This is a genomic window from Corynebacterium sp. HMSC072G08 (assembly GCF_001809185.1).
In the GTDB taxonomy this organism is placed as follows: Bacteria; Actinomycetota; Actinomycetes; order Mycobacteriales; family Mycobacteriaceae; genus Corynebacterium; species Corynebacterium phoceense.
In genome coordinates this window covers 1-17,294 of record NZ_KV796390.1, presented here as the reverse complement: position 1 = coordinate 17,294, position 17,294 = coordinate 1, and the positions used below count along the sequence as shown (strand labels likewise).

The 17,294-nt window shown below is 65.5% G+C and carries 14 protein-coding genes and 1 pseudogene; 6 read left to right on the top strand and 9 right to left on the bottom strand.

What is annotated here, in order from left to right; all coding sequences use genetic code 11:
• Positions 1–69 precede the first annotated feature (69 nt).
• Positions 70–529: pseudogene (locus tag HMPREF2559_RS12650) on the top strand (type I glutamate--ammonia ligase); the annotation flags it as partial.
• 243 nt (positions 530–772) lie between these two features.
• Positions 773–1,570 (top strand): hypothetical protein, encoded by a 798-nt coding sequence (locus tag HMPREF2559_RS12645; RefSeq protein WP_070736062.1) that lies wholly within the window; start codon positions 773–775, stop codon positions 1,568–1,570.
• 186 nt (positions 1,571–1,756) lie between these two features.
• Here HMPREF2559_RS12645 and HMPREF2559_RS01445 read toward each other — a convergent pair whose 3' ends face one another.
• Genes HMPREF2559_RS01445 through thrC form a run of 3 tightly spaced genes read right to left on the bottom strand, consistent with a single transcriptional unit; the run spans position 1,757 to position 3,875 of the window.
• Positions 1,757–2,290: an NUDIX hydrolase gene (locus tag HMPREF2559_RS01445; protein ID WP_070539307.1), complete on the bottom strand. Its 534-nt coding sequence runs from the start codon at positions 2,288–2,290 to the stop codon at positions 1,757–1,759.
• Positions 2,277–2,426, bottom strand: a complete 150-nt coding sequence (locus HMPREF2559_RS12925; RefSeq protein ID WP_168162227.1) for a hypothetical protein — start codon at positions 2,424–2,426, stop codon at positions 2,277–2,279. The genes HMPREF2559_RS01445 and HMPREF2559_RS12925 overlap by 14 nt, the downstream gene beginning before the upstream one ends.
• Before the next feature lie 3 nt (positions 2,427–2,429).
• Positions 2,430–3,875, bottom strand: a complete 1,446-nt coding sequence (gene thrC, locus HMPREF2559_RS01440; protein ID WP_066488534.1) for a threonine synthase — start codon at positions 3,873–3,875, stop codon at positions 2,430–2,432.
• Positions 3,876–3,914: 39 nt separating this feature from the next.
• On the opposite strand from thrC, the gene HMPREF2559_RS01435 reads away from it, so the two are divergent.
• Complete coding sequence (locus HMPREF2559_RS01435) at positions 3,915–5,246, top strand: MFS transporter (protein WP_066488531.1); 1,332 nt, start codon at positions 3,915–3,917, stop codon at positions 5,244–5,246.
• Here the strand turns inward: HMPREF2559_RS01435 and HMPREF2559_RS01430 are convergent.
• From HMPREF2559_RS01430 to HMPREF2559_RS01415, 4 genes are all read right to left on the bottom strand, one after another.
• Positions 5,243–5,674, bottom strand: coding sequence for a hypothetical protein (locus tag HMPREF2559_RS01430; RefSeq protein ID WP_066488529.1), 432 nt, complete (start codon positions 5,672–5,674; stop codon positions 5,243–5,245). The genes HMPREF2559_RS01435 and HMPREF2559_RS01430 overlap by 4 nt on opposite strands.
• Positions 5,675–5,995 carry a hypothetical protein gene (locus HMPREF2559_RS01425; RefSeq protein ID WP_066488523.1) on the bottom strand — a complete coding sequence of 107 codons (321 nt, stop codon included), beginning with the start codon at positions 5,993–5,995 and terminating at the stop codon, positions 5,675–5,677. It lies immediately after the preceding gene.
• A 114-nt stretch (positions 5,996–6,109) separates the two neighbouring features.
• Positions 6,110–9,220, bottom strand: coding sequence for a bifunctional [glutamine synthetase] adenylyltransferase/[glutamine synthetase]-adenylyl-L-tyrosine phosphorylase (locus tag HMPREF2559_RS01420; RefSeq protein WP_070539305.1), 3,111 nt, complete (start codon positions 9,218–9,220; stop codon positions 6,110–6,112).
• A gap of 3 nt (positions 9,221–9,223) precedes the next feature.
• On the bottom strand, positions 9,224–10,561 hold the full coding sequence (locus HMPREF2559_RS01415; RefSeq protein WP_066488603.1) for a glutamine synthetase family protein: 1,338 nt from the start codon (positions 10,559–10,561) through the stop codon (positions 9,224–9,226).
• A gap of 184 nt (positions 10,562–10,745) precedes the next feature.
• On the opposite strand from HMPREF2559_RS01415, the gene HMPREF2559_RS01410 reads away from it, so the two are divergent.
• Both HMPREF2559_RS01410 and HMPREF2559_RS01405 read left to right on the top strand, forming a co-directional pair.
• Positions 10,746–11,792, top strand: a complete 1,047-nt coding sequence (locus HMPREF2559_RS01410) for a DUF2786 domain-containing protein (RefSeq protein ID WP_070539302.1) — start codon at positions 10,746–10,748, stop codon at positions 11,790–11,792.
• Positions 11,793–11,887: 95 nt separating this feature from the next.
• The gene (locus tag HMPREF2559_RS01405; RefSeq protein ID WP_070539300.1) at positions 11,888–13,603 is read left to right on the top strand and encodes a CYTH and CHAD domain-containing protein; all 1,716 of its coding nucleotides are present in this window, start codon (positions 11,888–11,890) and stop codon (positions 13,601–13,603) included.
• 95 nt (positions 13,604–13,698) lie between these two features.
• Here HMPREF2559_RS01405 and HMPREF2559_RS01400 read toward each other — a convergent pair whose 3' ends face one another.
• A complete protein-coding gene (locus HMPREF2559_RS01400) occupies positions 13,699–13,887 on the bottom strand; it encodes a hypothetical protein (RefSeq protein WP_066488506.1) in 189 nt (62 codons plus the stop codon).
• 192 nt (positions 13,888–14,079) lie between these two features.
• Here HMPREF2559_RS01400 and HMPREF2559_RS01395 point away from each other — a divergent pair, with 192 nt between their 5' ends.
• Positions 14,080–15,345 (top strand): galactokinase family protein, encoded by a 1,266-nt coding sequence (locus tag HMPREF2559_RS01395; protein ID WP_066488504.1) that lies wholly within the window; start codon positions 14,080–14,082, stop codon positions 15,343–15,345.
• 62 nt (positions 15,346–15,407) lie between these two features.
• Here HMPREF2559_RS01395 and HMPREF2559_RS01390 read toward each other — a convergent pair whose 3' ends face one another.
• Positions 15,408–16,784, bottom strand: a complete 1,377-nt coding sequence (locus tag HMPREF2559_RS01390; RefSeq protein ID WP_141759191.1) for a hypothetical protein — start codon at positions 16,782–16,784, stop codon at positions 15,408–15,410.
• Positions 16,785–17,294 lie beyond the last annotated feature (510 nt).

Genomic DNA, 17,294 nt, shown 5'->3' with positions numbered 1-17,294 from the left:
TTTAGCGTATAGAAAACCAACGCGGGCCCATGCCTCGCCGAGCTTTCATTCGCAAGGAGTATCAGCCCCATGGCACTCCAGACCATCCAGGACGTCGTGAGGTTTATCAAGGGTTAGGACGTACGTTTCGTCGACGTGCGTTTCACCGACATCCCGGCACCGAGAATCACTTCACCATTCCGGCCTCCGCCGTGCTCGACCCGTTCCGCATCGAGAAGGCGCTCACTATCAAGTTCTTCGTCCACGATCCTCTCACCTCGATCCTTTCTCCTGCTACCCGCGCGACGTCGCCGGCAAGGCCGAGGAATACCTGGCATCGACGGGCATCGCGGACACGTGCGGCTTCGACGCCAAGACCGAGTTCTACCTCTTTGATTCCGTCCGCTTCTCCACGGATACCAACACCGGCTTCTACGAGGTCGACTCCAATGAGGGCTGGTGGAACCGTGGCCGCGCCACCAACCTCGACGGCACCCCGAACACCGGCTACAAGACACGCATCAAAGGCAGATCCTTCCCAACCTCCCCATCGCCGTGACCCCGCGGACGACGCCGCTGGCGGTCTAACCTTCTCGCCCTGCGCAGTCATGTTGTTTCCTTTATGATGAGCAGCATGACTGTCTCGGGGAGAGGGCGGCATTGGAAGCTCGGGGACTTCCGCCGTACCGAATCTGGACTCATCCTCCCACGTGATCAAACGCATATTCCGAACAGCCGTGGGGTGATTTCCCGCGCCGTTCGGCGCGGAACCCTCACGCGTATCAATCGCAGCGTGTATTTCCCTACCGCAGAGGTTCCCACCTCGGACTGGGAGAAATATCCACTCTTCGCGCACTCCTTCGCAGCGCGCGGACGCCTCCTCGCTGGGCACGCCGCTGCGGCAGTGGTCGGACTCTGGCGGCTCGAAGCTTTTCCCACCCGGGTCGAGACCTACTGTGCCCCAACAACGACAAAAGACCCCTATGAGCTGCCGCTCTACAGCGCGGTACCTGCTTCTCATTACTGCGACTACAACGGCTCACTCATCACCATCCCGGCACGCACGGTTGTTGACCTTTACCGCCTCTATGGGCATACCGCGGCGCTCATCGCGCTGTGTAGCCTTATGTCACGCGTACCTACTGCCTATAGCGACATTGCCCAGTGCGCCAAAGAATGCCGAGACTTAGGGATCAAAAAGCTCGGCGGCATCGAAGACATGATTGCTTTGGCCGCCCCTCCCCTTCGCCTCGACTCTGCCTTGGAAGCAATCTTCTACGCGCAATGTACTACGACCAATGACTTTCGCGTCACCCCTCAAGCCTCCTTCACCGTGCGCGGACGCACCTACCGAGTGGACTTCCGAGTCAATGACACGCCCATCGTTGTCGAGCTCGATGGCAAAGGAAAATACGGGACGTCCTCCGAGGACCAGGCGTTCAACCTCGACCGCGAAAAGCGTCGTTCCGATGCCCTCTATTCCGAGCACGGGCTTATCATTCTCCGCTTCGGCTACCGCGACGTCGTCTCTGGCGAAGCCTACCGGGCCGTGTCCGCACGGGTCCGTGAGTTCCGCGGGCAGAATTCCTAGCTTTGGGTTTATGGCGCTTCAGGGCCTCTGAATCAGCCCAAACCGCCACAAAACCAAAGCCAACCCACCACCCCATGACTGCAGCTTTGGGTTTATGGCGCTTCAGGGCCTCTGAATCAGCCCAAACCGCCACAAAACCAAAGCCAACCCACCGCACGAGACGGAGCTGGCTTGAAACAGGACGAGCTACCGTGAGCGCTTCACGAAGCCCACCCGCGGCTTAAATCCCTGCGGATGCTTCATCTGCGCCACCGCGTCCGCGATGATCATGCGGTGCCGAGCGTGGACGCTCGGCGGCAGCTTTGCCACGGAAAACCAGGCAGCGTCGAGGTTCTCGTCGTCGGAGACCACGGGCTCCGCGCCGTCAGGCACGGACAGGCGCAGCGCTGTGTCGATGAACGTGCACTGGTCGCCATTGGGATAGGTCACGGGGTCCGTCTTTCCGGAGCCAAGGAGCGCCTCGACGCGGGCCTCCAGGCCGACCTCCTCGAGGACCTCGCGCACGGCGGTCTCCCCGATGTCCTCACCGGGCTCAGAGATGCCGGCCACAGGTGCCCAGGTGCCGGTATCGGCGCGACGCGTGAGCAGCACCGACGGCACCTCCCATACCGCAGCGCCCATGGGAACGTCGCGCAGGATGACGGCGGTCACGCCGGGCAGGTGGAGCGGCTCGTGGCCAATCCGGGAACGCAGGCGCAGGATGAAATCAGGAGTCGGCATCGTTGGTCTTCTCTGCGGAGTCGGATGATTCGGCCGCCTCCTCGTCCATTTCCTTGACCTGCTTCATGTCGCGGATGAACTTCTCCGGGTCGAACTCGGTGAAGTACTCGGGCCCGGCGAATTGTTCCTGTGCCATGTTTTAGACCTCCGTGGTGTCGATGGATGTGGTGATGAAGTCCTTGACGGCGGCGACGTCGTTGGGAAGATCCGTGACGTGGCGCTCGGCGTCGAGTATGCCCTCGAAGCGTGCGGGGGACGGCGGGACGGTGCCGATGGCTTCCTCGATGGTGTCCGCGAACTTGACCGGCAGTGCCGTTTCGAGGCAGACGATGGGGGTTGCGATGGCATCGGCAGCTTGGGCGTCGCGCGCAGCCTTGATGCCGTCCGCGGTGTGCGGATCGACAAGGTAGTTGTAGCGCTCGTGCACGTCCTTGATGGTCGCCAGGCGGTCGGCGTGGGTCGAGCGGCCCGAGGTGAAGCCGTACTCGTCACGCGCGGCAGCCAATTCCGCGGCGGAGACAGAGAAGCCACCCTCCTTGACCTTCGTGCCGAAGAGGTCCGCGGTGCGTGCGGCGTCGCGGCCGGTGAGGTCGAAGACGAAACGTTCGAAGTTCGAGGCGCGGGAGATGTCCATGGACGGCGAGGACGTCGCCATGGTCTCGGACGCGGGGCGCGGGCGGTAGTTGCCGGTGCGGAAGAACTCGTCGAGCACGTCGTTCTCATTGGTCGCGACGATGAGACGGTCGATAGGCAGGCCCATCTGGCGCGCGATGTGGCCCGCACAGATATCGCCGAAGTTGCCGGTCGGCACGGAGAACGAGACTTTCTCATCGTTGGAGGAGGTCACGCGCAGGTAGCAGTTGACATAGTAGACGACCTGGGCCATGAGACGCGCCCAGTTGATGGAGTTCACGGCGCCGATGGCGTACGTGGATTTAAACTCCGCGTCGGCGGAGACGGCCTTGACCACGTCCTGGCAGTCGTCGAAGACGCCGTCCAAAGCGATGTTGAAGATATTCGGGTCGTCGAGGCCGAACATCTGGGCCTGCTGGAACGGGGTCATGCGGCCGGCTGGGGTGAGCATGAACACACGGATGCCGCGGCGCCCGCGCATGGCGTACTCGGCAGACGAGCCGGTATCGCCCGAGGTCGCGCCCAGGATATTCAGCGACGCGTCGCGGCGGCCGAGTTCGTATTCGAAGAGCTCGCCCAAAAGCTGCATGGCCATGTCCTTGAACGCCGCGGTGGGGCCTTCGGACAGGTGGCCAACCCAGAGCCCATCCCCCAAAGAAGTGACGGGGACGATCTCCTCCGAGGCAAACTTCGGCGTGGTGTACGCACGCGCGGCAATCGCCTCAATGTCCGCGGCGGGAATGTCGTCGATGAAGAGCTTAAGCACCTCGGCGGCGAGCGCCGAATAGCCGCCGTCGGCGAGCACGGAGCGCCACTCATCCAGCATGGACGAGGTAATCGTCGGATACTCCGACGGCAGGTACAGGCCACCATCAGGGGCAAGTCCGCCTAGAAGGATGTCCGTAAATTTAGCTGGGGTGCGTTCTTCATTGCGCGTCGAAATATAATCCACCTCTAACACCATAGTGGGCGGGGCGTACACTTTACACCCATGTCGGAAGAAAAGTCGGTCCCGAACCCCCGCGAAGTCATCACCACGAAGGCGCTGTGGGTGTGGGTCGCCGCGATGGCGGTCTACACCATGGCGATCACCGGCCGTACCTCTTTCGGCGTCGCGAGTCTCGATGCCATCGAGCGTTTCGACTCCACCGCCGGCGCCATCGCCGTGTTTACCTCCATCCAGGTGGGCACGTATGCGCTGGCGCAGATTCCCACGGGCGTCGCCATCGATAAATTCGGCCCGCGCGCGATGCTCGTCGCCGGTGCGCTTGTCATGGGCATCGGACAGGTTGTCCTCGGCTTTACCAGCAATTATTGGGTCGCGGTCGCGGCGCGCGTCCTCATCGGCGCCGGCGATGCGACGGCGTTCCTGTCAGTCATGCGCATCCTGCCCTATTGGTTCCCGCTGCACCGCACGCCGATGTTCACGCAGGTCACGAGCGCCTTGGGCCAGCTGGGCCAGTTCATCTCCGCGATTCCTTTCCTCTGGTACCTCGGCGTGACTGGGTGGACCACGGCGTTTGTCACACTCGGCGCGGTGGGCATCCTCGTCGCGCTCGCAGCCTCGGTCGCCGTCGCGGACTCCCCGGAGAAGCTCGGCATTCTTCCCGCCGCCGCGCCTTCCGATGCCCCCGTTCCCAGCCTCCGTGCCCGCCTCGCCGCCGTCGTCACCTCGGCGACGGCGTGGAACTGCTTCTTCATCCACTTCTCGGGCATGCTCGCCGCTCCGGTCTTCGTCATGATGTGGGGCATGCCCATGATGACGCAAGCCATGGGGCTTTCCGATGCCGCCGCCGGCATCGTGCTCACCCTTAATACCGTCTTCATGGTGCTCTCGGGCCCGATCCACGGGCGTATCTCTGCTCGGCTGTCGGGCGTGCGCGACTGGGTGGCGCTCGCTTTCGCAGCAACCCACATCGTGTGCTGGGCGCTGTTCTTCGCGACAGGCTCGCCGCGCGGCTTCTGGGTCGTCGTGGTCATGATGTTCGTCATGGCACTGCTGCAGCCGGTGTCGAATTACGGGTTCGACAAGATCCGCGAGCGCCTGCCGCATGACGTTGTGGCGACGGCGACGGGCCTGGCGAATATGGGCGGCTTCGTCGCGGGCATGCTCGGCGCGCAGATCATGGGCATGGTCTTAAGCTCGCGCGGCATGGAGTGGGCGGACTTCCGCCACGGCGCGCTCGCGGTGCTGGGCGTGTGGCTCTTCGGCCTGGCGGGCATCGTGGTCACGCACTTCGTGGAGAAGCGCTTCCAGCCGCATGCGCCGCGCCGCGTGAAGATTATCGCCATCGAGGACGACGCTGCTGAAGACGCGGTTTAAGACTCAGAAGTTTCCGGGGCCTCGCCGGAGTCCAGGACAACGAGCGGCGACTCTCCGCCGGTGATAAGGCCTTGGTCGTAGGCCTTGAGCACGGCGCGAGCCTCGAAGGCGGTGAGCTCGCCGCGGCCCACGGCCTGTTCCATGCGCGAGATGAGCTCGTCGCGCGACTCCGCGGTGTCCGGCGCGGGAGACTGCGCCGGGTCGTGCAGCGGGCTGTGTGTGAACACACCCAGGCGATCAAGGACCGTGACGAGGTTGGAGCTTATCGTGTCCGTATTCGTGGAGCTGCCGCTGAGCTCCGCGACGGCCTCACCCACGGTCTGGGCGCCGGCGGGTGCGCGGTCGCGCAGGTAGAACCACAGTCCCAGGCCCACAACGGCGACCACGACGAAAACAGACAGCGCCGCGTTGATGAAACGTCGCGACATCTAGCGCGCCTCGTTTTCGCCGAAGCCCGGGGTGCGCGGCGGATTCTGGCGGCCGCTCAAAATATCGATGACGGAGCGAATGGCGGCCTCCCCCACCGGTCCGACGAGTTCGACCGGGTTCGAGTGCTGCGAGGCGTCCGGCGTCGCAGGGCGCGGGGCCTCCTGCGTGGCGGCGGGCTCGGCGACGGTAAGCACGAGCTCCGTGCCGTCGAGGCTCACGCGGCCCTCGCCGCCGATGCCCCCGGCGCGCGCCGCTGCGAGCAGCGCCTCCAGGTCTGCAACATTCGCCGAAGAAAGATCCAAGCGCAGAGTCAAAGCCATGGGGTGGTCCGTCCGCCTTCCGTGTTTCAAGTGACTTATCTAGCCTAGGCCGCGCGTGGGGGCGCTGCCTAGGGATAAGGGGGCATCGGCAGGCTATTGCCAGGAAACCGGCAGTTAGAACGGACCTTCCTCGTGCTCGAGAGACTCGGGCTCGCCCCAGAAGACCTCATCGACGACACGGCGGGCGTGCCGCGTGGTCTTGAGATAATGGTCGAGGTAGCCCTGGTTGTCCTCCGGGGCCCAGCCGGAGGCGCCGGCGACCTGCGCGAGCTGCGGGCCCGGCGGCGGCAGCTGGTTCACGCGCTTGCCGCGCACGAGCACGAGCGCATTGCGCACGTCGGTGGCCAGGCACCACGCCTCGCGCAGCGCGCTCACCTTCGCGGCGGGCAGAATCTCGTGGGTCTCGAGCGCGTCGAGTGTGCCTAGCGTCGAGGGATTGCGCAGCTCCGGGCATTCGTGGGCGTGCATCATGGTGAGCAGCTGCACGGTCCATTCGATGTCCGTGAGTCCGCCGCGGCCGAGCTTGGGGTGCGTATTGCGGTCCGCGCCGCGGGGCAGGCGCTCATTGTCCACGCGGGCTTTCATGCGCCGGATGTCGCGAATCGTGGACTCGGAGGCACCGCCCGCCGGGTAGCGGAAACCGTCGATGAGCTCCATGAACTGGGAGCCGACCTCCTCGTCACCGGCGATGAATGCGGCGCGCAGGAGCGCCTGCATCTCCCAGGCTTCGCCCCACTCGCGGTAGTAGCGCTCGTAGGAGGCGATGGTGCGCACGACAGGACCGGAGCGGCCCTCGGGGCGCAGGCCCAGGTCGACCTCGAGCGGCGGGTCGCCCGAGGGCTTGGCCAGCCGGCGGCGCAGACCGTCGACGATGGTGACGGCCCACTTCACGGCGGTGGTCTCGTCGACGGGGGCGCCGGTCTCGGGGTCGACGGCATCCTCGGCGGGCTCGGCGACGAACATGACGTCCGCGTCCGAGCCAAAGCCGAGCTCCATGCCGCCCAGGCGGCCCATGCCGATAACCGCGATGCGCGCGGGCGGGCGTGGGAAGTCCGCGTCCTCGGGTGCCTTATGGGCGCCCTGCCAGCCGCGGATCTCGGCACGCAGCGCGGCCTCGAGCACGGAGTTCCACACGGTAGACAACTCGAGACAGACCTCGCGCACGTCCATGAAGCCGAGCAGGTCCGCGGCCGCGACACGCGCGAGCTCGATGCGGCGCAGTGAACGTGCGACGGCGACGGCTTTATCCGGATCCGCGTGGCGCTTAGTCGAGCGCACGAGCGCGGTGGACACCTGCTGCGGCGAGGTCTCGAGCAGCTTGGGTCCGGTCGCGCCGTCCGAGAGCTGTTTGACGACGTCGGGCGCGGAAATGATGAGCTCGGCGGCGTACGGCGAGGTGCCGAGGATATGCATGAGGCGCTGGCCCACGATGCCCTCGTCGCGGAGCATGCGCAGGAACCACGTCGCGTCGTAGGCGGCCTCGGACAAGCGGCGGTAGTTGAGCAGGCCGGCGTCGGGGTCCGCGGCCTCGGCAAGCCAGCCCATGAGCGTGGGCAGCAAAATGGCCTGGATGCGGGCCTTGCGCGAGGACCCTGTGGCCAACGCGGTGAGGTGCTCGAAGGCGCGGTCCGGGAACGTGTAGCCGAGTGCTGCGAGCTGCAGCTTCGCCGAGGCCGGCGAGAGCTTGAGCGTATCCGAGTCGAGATTGACCACCGAATGCAGAAGCGGCCGGTAGAACAGGCGCGAGTGCAGATCATTGACGAGCACGCGGATTTCTTTGAGGCGCTTCGCGAGCGCCTGGGAGGCGGACTGCGCGCCGTCCGGGTTGAACCCGGCGACGGTCGCGAGCCATTGCCATGCGACGGCGTCGCCCTCCTCCGGTAGCAGGTGAGTGCGGCGGAAGCGCTCGAGCTGGAGGCGGTGCTCGAGCAGGCGCAGGAACTCGTAGGCCTCGATGAGCTGGTGGCCATCCTCGCGGCCGACGTAACCTGCGGCGACCAGCGCCTCGAGCGCCTCGATCGTATTGAGCACGCGCAGCGACTCATCCGAGCGGCCGTGCACGAGCTGGAGGAGCTGCACTGCGAATTCGACGTCGCGCAGGCCGCCCGTGCCGAGCTTGAGCTCGCGGGTCTTCAGCTCCGGAGGGACGTTCTCCAGCACGCGTCGGCGCATGGCTTGAACGTCCTCGACGAAGGAGTCGCGCAGGGAGGCCTCCCACACCATCGGTTTGACGGCCGCGATGTAGTCCTCGCCCAGCGGCAGGTAGCCCGTCTGCACGCGGGCCTTGAGCTGCGCCTGAAACTCCCAGGTCTCCGCCCAGCGCCTGTAATACGTCACGTGCGAATCAAGCGTGCGCACGAGCGCGCCGGACTTGCCCTCCGGCCGCAGGTTCGCGTCGACCTCAAAGAAGCACGCGGAACCAATCCGATTGAATTCCGCCGCGACGCGCGTAATCCGCGGGGTGGCCTCGGAGCCGACGAAGATAACGTCCACGTCCGAGATGTAATTGAGCTCGTTCGCGCCGCACTTGCCCAAGGCCATGACGGCCAGCTGGGCGTCGAGCGGAGCCTCGTCATAGACGACGCGGACGGCGACGGCTAACGCTGCGGTAAGGGCGGCATCGGCAAGCCCTGTGGTCAGCCGCGTGACCTCGCGGAACGGGACTTCGGGCTGGGCCACGGTCTGCCCCTTGCGGGAGTGCAGCGTGCCGGCCAGGTCGTGCGCGGCCAGGCGCATGACGAGCGTGCGGTAGGTGGACTTGAGCAAAATCTTGGCCTCGCGGATGCCCGCGACGTAGGTGCCGGGCCCGCTCAAGCTTGCCGATGCCCCATCCGGCCGCGTCAGCTCCGTCTCATAGGCCGCAGGGCGTGCCTCGATGGCGCCGAGCATCTCTTGGTAGAACTCCGCGACGGTGGGCAGCGGCTTGGCGAGTTCGTGCCACAGCTCGGGGTTCGCGGCGAGGTGATCGCCCAGCGCCGTGGAGCCGCCGAGGAGGGCGAGGACACGCACGCGCAGGGCCTCGTCAGCGCGCATGGCGGGCTCGAGCTCGGGGGCGGCGTCGTGGATGCGCATGAGGGTATTGAGCGCGACGTCCGCGTTACCGCAGGCCGCGAGCGTCCACAGCAGCGGAATGGTCTCCTCGGTGGTCCAGCCGAGTTCTTCGAGGTCTTGCGCCGCGGTGGGACGAGTAAGCCCCAGCGTGGCAGGTGAGGGAATCTTCGCCATAGCTTAGAAGTCCAGGTTGGTGTGCAGCTCGGAGGTGGTGATCTGCGCCTGGTAGCGGTGCCATTCGTCCCACTTGGAACGCAGGAAGAATTCGAAGACGTGCTCGCCGAGGATGTCCGCCATGAACTCGGAGCGCTCGAAGACGCGCAGCGCTTGGTCGAGCGAGGTGGGCAGATCCTTGTAGCCCATCGCGCGGCGCTCGCGGCGGGTGAGCGAATGGACGTCGTCCTCGGCCGGCTCGCCCAGCTCGTAGCCTTCGCGGATACCCTTGAGCCCCGCGGCAAGGATGACGGCGTAGCCCAGGTACGGGTTCATGAGCGCGTCGATATTGCGCACTTCCACCCGGCGCGACTCCGCCTTTCCCAGGCGATACGTGGGCACGCGCACGAGCGCCGAACGGTTGGACACGCCCCATGTCGCCGAACCCGGCGCCTCGTTGCCGAACATCAAACGCTTATAGGAGTTGACCCACTGGTTGGTCACGGCGGTCATCTCCGTGGCGTGCTCGAGGATGCCCGCGATGAACTGCTTCGCCGTCGTAGACAGCGCGAACTCGTCATCCGGATCGTGGAAGGCGTTCGTCTCTCCCTCAAACAACGAGAAGTGCGTATGCATGCCGTTGCCCGGGTGCTCCTCGAAAGGCTTGGGCATAAACGTCGCGCGAATGCCCTGGTTGGTGGCCACACGTTTAATAACGAAGCGGAAGGTCATAATGTGATCCGCCATGGTGAGCAAGTCCGCGTGCCGCAGGTCGATCTCCTGCTGCCCTGGCGCTGTCTCATGGTGGCTCATCTCCGTGGAGATGCCCATCTCTTCCAGCGCCAGCATCGCATACGAGCGGAAACGCGGCGCGGTGTTCTGGCTCGCCTGGTCGAAGTAGCCGCCGTTATCCGTGGGCTTCAACTTGCCCGTCTCTTTGAGCTCCTTAAGCAGGAAGAACTCAATTTCCGGCGAGGCCTTGACGCTAAAGCCATCCGCCGCGGCGTCCGCGACCTGGCGGCGCAGAATCTGGCGCGGGTCCACGAGCGAGGCCTGACCGTCCGGCTGCTGGATATCACAGAACATACGCGCCGACTGCAGGTTGGGATCGTCCTGGTCAAACGGAAGAATCTGGAACGTGGACGGGTCCGGAAGCGCGATGGTGTCCGACTCCGAAATGCGCGAAAAGCCTTCCACCGAGGAGCCATCGAAGCCGATGCCCTCCTCAAATGCGTCCTCCAACTCCGAGGGGCTGATGACCACGGACTTCAAGCCGCCCAAAATATCGGTAAACCACAGGCGGATGAAGTGAATATCGCGCTCCTCGACGGTGCGCAGGACAAACTCGTGTTGGCTATTCATGCCCTTCACTCTAGCGGAGCTGCCAACTCTATTGGGCAGTACTTTTCATCCGCTTTGCCCAGCTCACCAGAGCATCTCGGGGGTAGACCGCGGGGGTGTCTCGCCTCATTCATGTCCACGCACCATGCGAGCCTAAGCACACTCCGTTAGAACACTCTTACTAAAACCACTCAAGGAGAACGCCATGATGAGCCCCACCACCATCGTCGACGACATCGTCATCGCCGCCCTGCGCGGCTGGACCCCAGACGACCTATTCCACATCCTCGGCCCTGCCATCCATCCTTTAGCCCACCGTGCCGCCATCCGCGTGCCCGCGCGCGTAACCTCGCCCTACCTGCGCGCCGCCTGGCTCAGGTTACTGCCACCCGCCGATCCTTTCTACGACGTGGGTCTTCTGCCCTCCTGGCATGCGGAGCTCACCTCCCTCAAGGTGCTCCGCGACGTCGAACTCCTCACCCCACCTACTACGCCCGAATCCGACCCCGCCGCCAAAATCCGCCGCAAGATCGAGGCCCTCCTGCGCAAGGCCGAGTCCACCGAGTTCGAAGACGAGGCCGACGCACTCATCGCCCGCGCCCAGTCCCTGCGCCAGTCCCACCGCCTCACCGAGGCCCTGCAGGATCCCCATGCCGCCCCCATCACCCGCCGCGTCTACCTCGACGCTCCGTACGTCAAGCACAAGTTCAGCCTGCTCGCCGCGGTCTGCTACGCCAACGGCGTCACCGGCGTGCTCATCGACTCCCGCGGGCTGGTCTCGCTCATCGGCACCGCAGGCGACCTCGACCATGTCATCGATCTCCACGCTTCACTCGCCCGCCAGTGCGAGCACTTCCTCACGTCCTCCCCCGGCGCTGCCGAGGCCAAGCGCACCCGCACCACCGCGGCCTACCGCCGCAGCTTCCGCCTGTCCTACGCCACCCGGATTGGTGATCTGCTGCAGGAGGCGAATTCTTACGACTCCACGTCCGACTCCGCCGTGTCTTGTGAAGATGCGCCCTCCTCGTCCACGGACCTCGCTACCGTGGCTTCGCAGGCACTGCCCGTCCTCGCCCGCCGCCTGACCGCAGCCGAGGAAACCCGCGACCGTCTCTTCCCTCACCTGTCGACGCTCTCGCTGTCGGCGACGCACCTCGACGGATTGCATGACGGCATCGCCGCCGCTGAGTCTGCGCGCTTGGGCGGCGATTCGGCCGGGCTCGACGCGCGCCAGCGGGCGCTGACCGCGTAACAACAGCCACGCATCATTATGGGCCACTTTCTACCCCTAAAAGGTAGGATCGGGCCCAGAAGGACACCCACACGTCGAGGAAAAGGAAAGAGTAGATGGCCATTACCAGTGCCCTCGAAATCGAGGCCAAATTCGCAGTCGACAGCTCCGCCGAGCTGCCGGATCTCACCACGCTGCCTGAGATCGGCTCCGTCGCCCGCGAGGAGCACCACGAGCTCTCCGCCATCTACTTCGACACCCCGGACCTGCGTCTCACCCGCGCCAAGATGACGCTGCGTCGCCGCACCGGCGGCAACGACTCCGGCTGGCACATCAAGACCCCCACCGCCGCCGGGCGCCAGGAACTCCACGCCCCGCTCGATGACGCCGCGGACGGCAACTACATCGTCCCCGCCGAGCTGCTCGCCGAAATCCGCTCGCTCGTGCGCAACCTCCCCCTCAAGCCCATCGCTCAGGTGGACAATAAGCGCACCGAGATCACCTACGCGGACCCCGAAGACAACCCCGTCGTCGAGTTCTGTGACGACCATGTCACCGCCAAGTCCTTCCTGCCCGCCGGCAAGGAGACCCGCTGGCGCGAGTGGGAAGTCGAGCTCACCGGCGTCGCCGCCGAGGCCGCCGCCCAGGCCGCCGAGGCTCCCGCAGCCGACGCCCCGGCTCCCGCGAACCTGCTCCAGCTGTGCTCCGAGGCGCTCATCGCCGCCGGTGCTTTCCCGTCTAAGTCCCCGTCGAAGCTGGCCACCGCGCTGGGCGACTCCGTGGACAACGTGCCGCTGCCGCCGAGCATGCGCGAGTCCACCGTCGAGCCGGGCTCCGCCGCCGCGGCCGTCATCGCCGCACTGCAGACCAACCGCGACAAAATCATCGAGTACGACCCCAAGGTCCGCGCCAACGAGTGGGACTCTGTCCACCAGATGCGCGTGGCCACCCGCGAGCTGCGCAGCCACATGGAGACCTTCCATGGCATCGTCGAGGGCCCGCAGATCGCGCACATTGAAAGCGAACTCAAGTCCCTCGCAGGCCTACTCGGTGTCGCACGCGACGCCGAGGTCGTCGAGGAGCGCTGGCAGTCCCTCCTCGCGTCTGAGGATTCCGACGTTCTCGACGAGGCCACCCGCGACCACATCGCCCACGACATGGGCCGCGAATACCGCCGCGCCCACCGCCACGTGATCGGCGCCCTCAACTCGGATCGCTACCTGGGCCTGCTCGAAGAACTCGACCAACTCCTGCTCGATCCGCCGGTCGTCGCAGACACCCCCGCCGAGGACACGACTACCGAGGACACCGCTGCCGCAACCCCCGTGCCTGAGGACGCACAGCCCGAGGCTGAGCCCGCCGCCCACGAGCAACCCGCCCAGGACATGGAAACCGTCATGGCCAACCACCTGGGCGAGGCCTATGCGAAGCTGGTCAAGCGCCACAAGAAGGCCGTGAAGAACTGGAGCAATGACGAGCTCCCGCTCCACGAGCGCGAGAACTACTTCCACGACATGCGCAAGGCCGCAAAGAAGCTGCGCTACGCCGCAGAGGCCGCCGGTTCCGCCACGAACCTCAAGACGAAAGCACTCTACAAGGCCTGCAAGGATATGCAGTCCGTGCTCGGCGACTTCCAGGATTCCGTCACCTCGCGCGACAAGCTCCTCGAACTGGCTGAGGCCGCCCGCCGCCGCGGCGAGGACACCTTCGGCTACGGCCTGCTCTACCAGCGTGAGCGCATGATTGGTCTCGAAGCCCTCGCGGACTACCACGAAGCGTTCAAGGCTATTAAGTCCTCCTTCAAGCCGCTGCGCAAGAAGATGGACGCCTAACCGCGCGCCGAGCCGCAACGCAGAAACGGCCGCCGCCCCCATACGGGGACGGCGGCCGTTCGCACAGATAGGCGCAGCGCGGCTGCGCGCGGGAGTTAGTCCTCCCAGGCCTTATCGGCGGCATCGGCAGCAGCGTTGCGCTCTGCAGCGAGCTTGAGGGCGTTTTCGGCCTCTTCGCGGGTATCGTACGGGCCCATGCGATTATCCCAACCGGACTCGGGGCCTTCGGTCACCTGGCCGGTAGCAACGTCGTAGTACCACTTGGTGTTGCCTGCGTTCGTCATTGTCTTTGCTCCTTGTCTGCCGCGACGGGGACGTCGCGGCGCGTTCGTCGTAATCTGTGCCACCCAGGCTACCGCGAAACGCGGGCCGTGCGACCGGTAGAATGTCGACTGTTCCGCTTGGTCTCCCCGCAGCGCGCGCCTGTCGCGCAGCGCCGGGGAGGCATGCACCCCAGTCCAAAGGAGTAATTCTTCATGCCGATGTGGCACCACCCCGACTCCCCCGCCGCTGACCGTGCCCGTGAGCTGCACACGCGCTTGACTGGCGCGCAGCCACAGGCGGTGGCCAGCGCTCCTGCGACGTGGAATGTCATTGGCGAGCACGTGGATTACTACGGCGGCGTGACCGTCATCGGGCTGGTGGATCTGCGCGCCGCCGTGGCCGTGAGCCCCCGCACGGATGACGTCATTCGCGTGACCATCGCAGAAAACAACGAGGAGACCACGGAGGACTCGTCCCTCGAGGCCCTCGCCGCCTTGGCAGCGGCGCAACAGCCCACCACAGATTCGGAGGGCCGCACCATCGTCCCGCCAGCGCCCACGGGCAACACGCACACCCGCGTGGCAGGCATGGTGTGGATGCTCATCAACCGCCAGCTCCTCTCCCGCGAGACCTCCGGCATGGATATCACGGTCGTCTCGGATATCCCACCGCACGCTGGCCTCGGCGCCCGCTCGGCCATGGACGTCGCCACGGCCCTCGCCCTCATCAGCGACCACGAGGAGCTTGCCGATGCCCCCATGCGCGCCCGCATCGCCGATGTCTGCGCCCAGGCTGTCACTTTGTTCTCCGAGGTCCCACCCCTGCGCGCCCGCCACACGGCGGCGCTGCGCGGTGCCGCGGAGACCGTCTCCGTCATCGACTACGCGGATAACTCGGTCACCCAGGCACCGCACCCGCTGGGCAAGGAGATGAGTGGTTTCGTCGTCTCCGTCCCCGCCGCGGGCGATATCGCCGCCTCCGTAGCCCACATTCGCGCCCGCCAGCGCTTCGTCCACGACGCCTGCCACGCTTTCGGCACGGACTCGCTGCGTCTGCTTCCCGATGCCGCCCCGCGCGTCGTCGACTGGCTCACGGCCGTCCACGAAATCGACGGTCCCGAAGGCCAGCCCACGCTTCCCGATGCCCGCAACTGGCTCGCTTTCTTCGATGATGAGACCACCCGCGCCCAGGGCGTCGCCCGGTCCCTGCGTTCGCGCCGCGGCACGGAGCTCTTCTCCGTCCTCGGGTCCTCGCAGACCGAACTCGCTGCCATCTACGGCCTGGAAAATGCGCAGCAGATCGCGGAACTTTCCGCTCTACGCGGCGCCGTCGGCACCCGCGCCGCCTCCGCCGGAATAGCTAACGCCGTCGTCGCCTACGTCCCCGCAGTCAAGGCAGACCACTTCGCCGACGATCTCTCCGAGGCTGGCCTCGATGTCATCGCCCTCCACCCCGGCGAGCCCGCCCGCCCCGAATAAACCGTGACGCACGAAGACCCCGAGCACCGCTCGGGGTCTTCGTCTAAAGCGGACACGCACGTTTAGTCGCGCACCCACGCTCCAATTACGCCCGGCACCGACGGCGGCACCTCACCGAGCAGCGCCCGCCGGTTCTGGTCTTGCTCCACCGCCGTCGTCACGGTCTTTACCTTCCCCCGTTTGTCTCCTTGACCGTGACCAGCGCCCATCATCGGCATCATGCCGCGATGCGCAGCGCCAGCACCACCGCCGACACCGCCCGCACGCACCCCAGCGCCCGTCGAACCCACGCCCGCAGCACCAGCACCTGGCGCGCCACCGGCCGCGACTCCACCTGCACCAGGCAGCCCAACGCGTCCTACACCCGCGCCGAGTCCCCCCGCTGCCGGCATGCCTACTCGGCTTCCGATGCCACCGCGCACACCTCCGCCACGACCCGCAGCCCCAGCCGCACCGCCGCCAGCACCTCCGAGCGCACCCATCGGTGCGGCACCGATGCCTGAGCCACCCAGCCCTGAGTTTATTCCCCCACCCAGTCCTGCTGCCGCTCCAAGTCCCGATGCACCACCGAGATTCGCTGGCGACGCTCCTCCGCCCGACAACGCCCCGATACCCGGCGCGCCACCCGACAATCCACCCGCGGCACCACCCACTCCGCCGGGCAGACCTGCAGTCAACCCCGCCGCGCTCGGCAGCGTTCCGACCGATGCCGGCGTCGTCAGCGCCTGCGACAGCTCCGGCAATCCAGCTGCGTCATAAATCGCCGGAACGTACGTTTGCGCGGCCCTATTGAGCTGCGCCAGGTCCTCCGCCGACAACCCGATATCATTGACCGGCCGCAGCTGCCCATCGACAATCTCGAAGGACCCTGGTCCCACCGCACCACGCACAACCGCTTCCTCAAAGGACTTCGGCCATTCCACCTCATCGGTCGACAGACCAAACCCGCTCGCGTTGACCGCGTCCATGCCTGCCGTGAAGTCTCCTCCCGAGGCACGCATCTGCGGCTGCGCGATGCTCGCCACCGGCGGCAGCGAGACATCCACCATCGACTGCAGCGCGTTCTGCATCATGACCAGACCCGACTGCTCGACGGCTTCCCGGCTCACCGGATCCATCGGCAGAGACAACGTCGACGCCATGGACAGCGCCATCAGCTTCGATACCTGGGACAATCCCAACATCGCACCCGTGCGTCCAGCCATCGCCCCTGCATTCGCCGCAATCTCCGAGCCCGTCCCTGCAATCTCACGGATCTTCGCCACCGCAGCGTCAATCGACTCGCCCTCGTTCGACTCTTCGAGCGATGCCGCCATCGCCTCCAACTGCGCCGCAGCTTCCCCTGCCGACGCGGAAACAGATTGCCACTGTTGTTGGGTCGCTAAGATGCTTGAGCCATCAAGTCCCAGGACTTCAGCGATGACCGACGGTGCATCCATTCCAACCGCCACTAGCGGCTTCACGAAATGAACCGTGCCATAGCTCGCATCAGGCTGCGGGTCCAACATGAAGATCTCATCTGGAGACACCCCACCCGTTTCAACAGCTTCCAGCGAAAACGCTGCAAGGACATCCTGTGCCGCTGCTCCAACAGAGAACTTTCGTAGCTGGCTTCCTATCCAGTCCACTTGTTCCGTCAACTTGGTCATCGTTGCATGTGCCGACGAAGGATCATTGCCTAACAATCGGTCGTGGATAGCCCCCGTTTCACGAACCCCCGCTATCGAAGACAACCCAGCATTCATTCCGACAGCACCAGGCGAAAGTCGCATTCGCACAATTTGTGCAAGCTGGTCAGCATCTTGCGCATTGGATGAGATCTGGTTGGGGTTAAGCCTCATTGGAATTCACCCCATACATCGACTGGATAATTTGTGCCGGCGCCTCACAAAAGGTTTCACCGGAAGGAATTCCTGATGAGGTTACCCTCGTTTAGTGGACACCCTATT

Coding starts and splice junctions, on each gene's coding strand:
- HMPREF2559_RS01445 (WP_070539307.1), bottom strand. CDS start 2,290: ATGCCGACTCCTGATTTCATCCTGCGCCTGCGTTCCCGGATTGGCCAC.
- HMPREF2559_RS12925 (WP_168162227.1), bottom strand. CDS start 2,426: ATGGCACAGGAACAATTCGCCGGGCCCGAGTACTTCACCGAGTTCGAC.
- HMPREF2559_RS01435 (WP_066488531.1), top strand. CDS start 3,915: ATGTCGGAAGAAAAGTCGGTCCCGAACCCCCGCGAAGTCATCACCACG.
- HMPREF2559_RS01430 (WP_066488529.1), bottom strand. CDS start 5,674: ATGTCGCGACGTTTCATCAACGCGGCGCTGTCTGTTTTCGTCGTGGTC.
- HMPREF2559_RS01425 (WP_066488523.1), bottom strand. CDS start 5,995: ATGGCTTTGACTCTGCGCTTGGATCTTTCTTCGGCGAATGTTGCAGAC.
- HMPREF2559_RS01420 (WP_070539305.1), bottom strand. CDS start 9,220: ATGGCGAAGATTCCCTCACCTGCCACGCTGGGGCTTACTCGTCCCACC.
- HMPREF2559_RS01415 (WP_066488603.1), bottom strand. CDS start 10,561: ATGAATAGCCAACACGAGTTTGTCCTGCGCACCGTCGAGGAGCGCGAT.
- HMPREF2559_RS01410 (WP_070539302.1), top strand. CDS start 10,746: ATGATGAGCCCCACCACCATCGTCGACGACATCGTCATCGCCGCCCTG.
- HMPREF2559_RS01405 (WP_070539300.1), top strand. CDS start 11,888: ATGGCCATTACCAGTGCCCTCGAAATCGAGGCCAAATTCGCAGTCGAC.
- HMPREF2559_RS01400 (WP_066488506.1), bottom strand. CDS start 13,887: ATGACGAACGCAGGCAACACCAAGTGGTACTACGACGTTGCTACCGGC.
- HMPREF2559_RS01395 (WP_066488504.1), top strand. CDS start 14,080: ATGCCGATGTGGCACCACCCCGACTCCCCCGCCGCTGACCGTGCCCGT.
- HMPREF2559_RS01390 (WP_141759191.1), bottom strand. CDS start 16,784: ATGGATGCACCGTCGGTCATCGCTGAAGTCCTGGGACTTGATGGCTCA.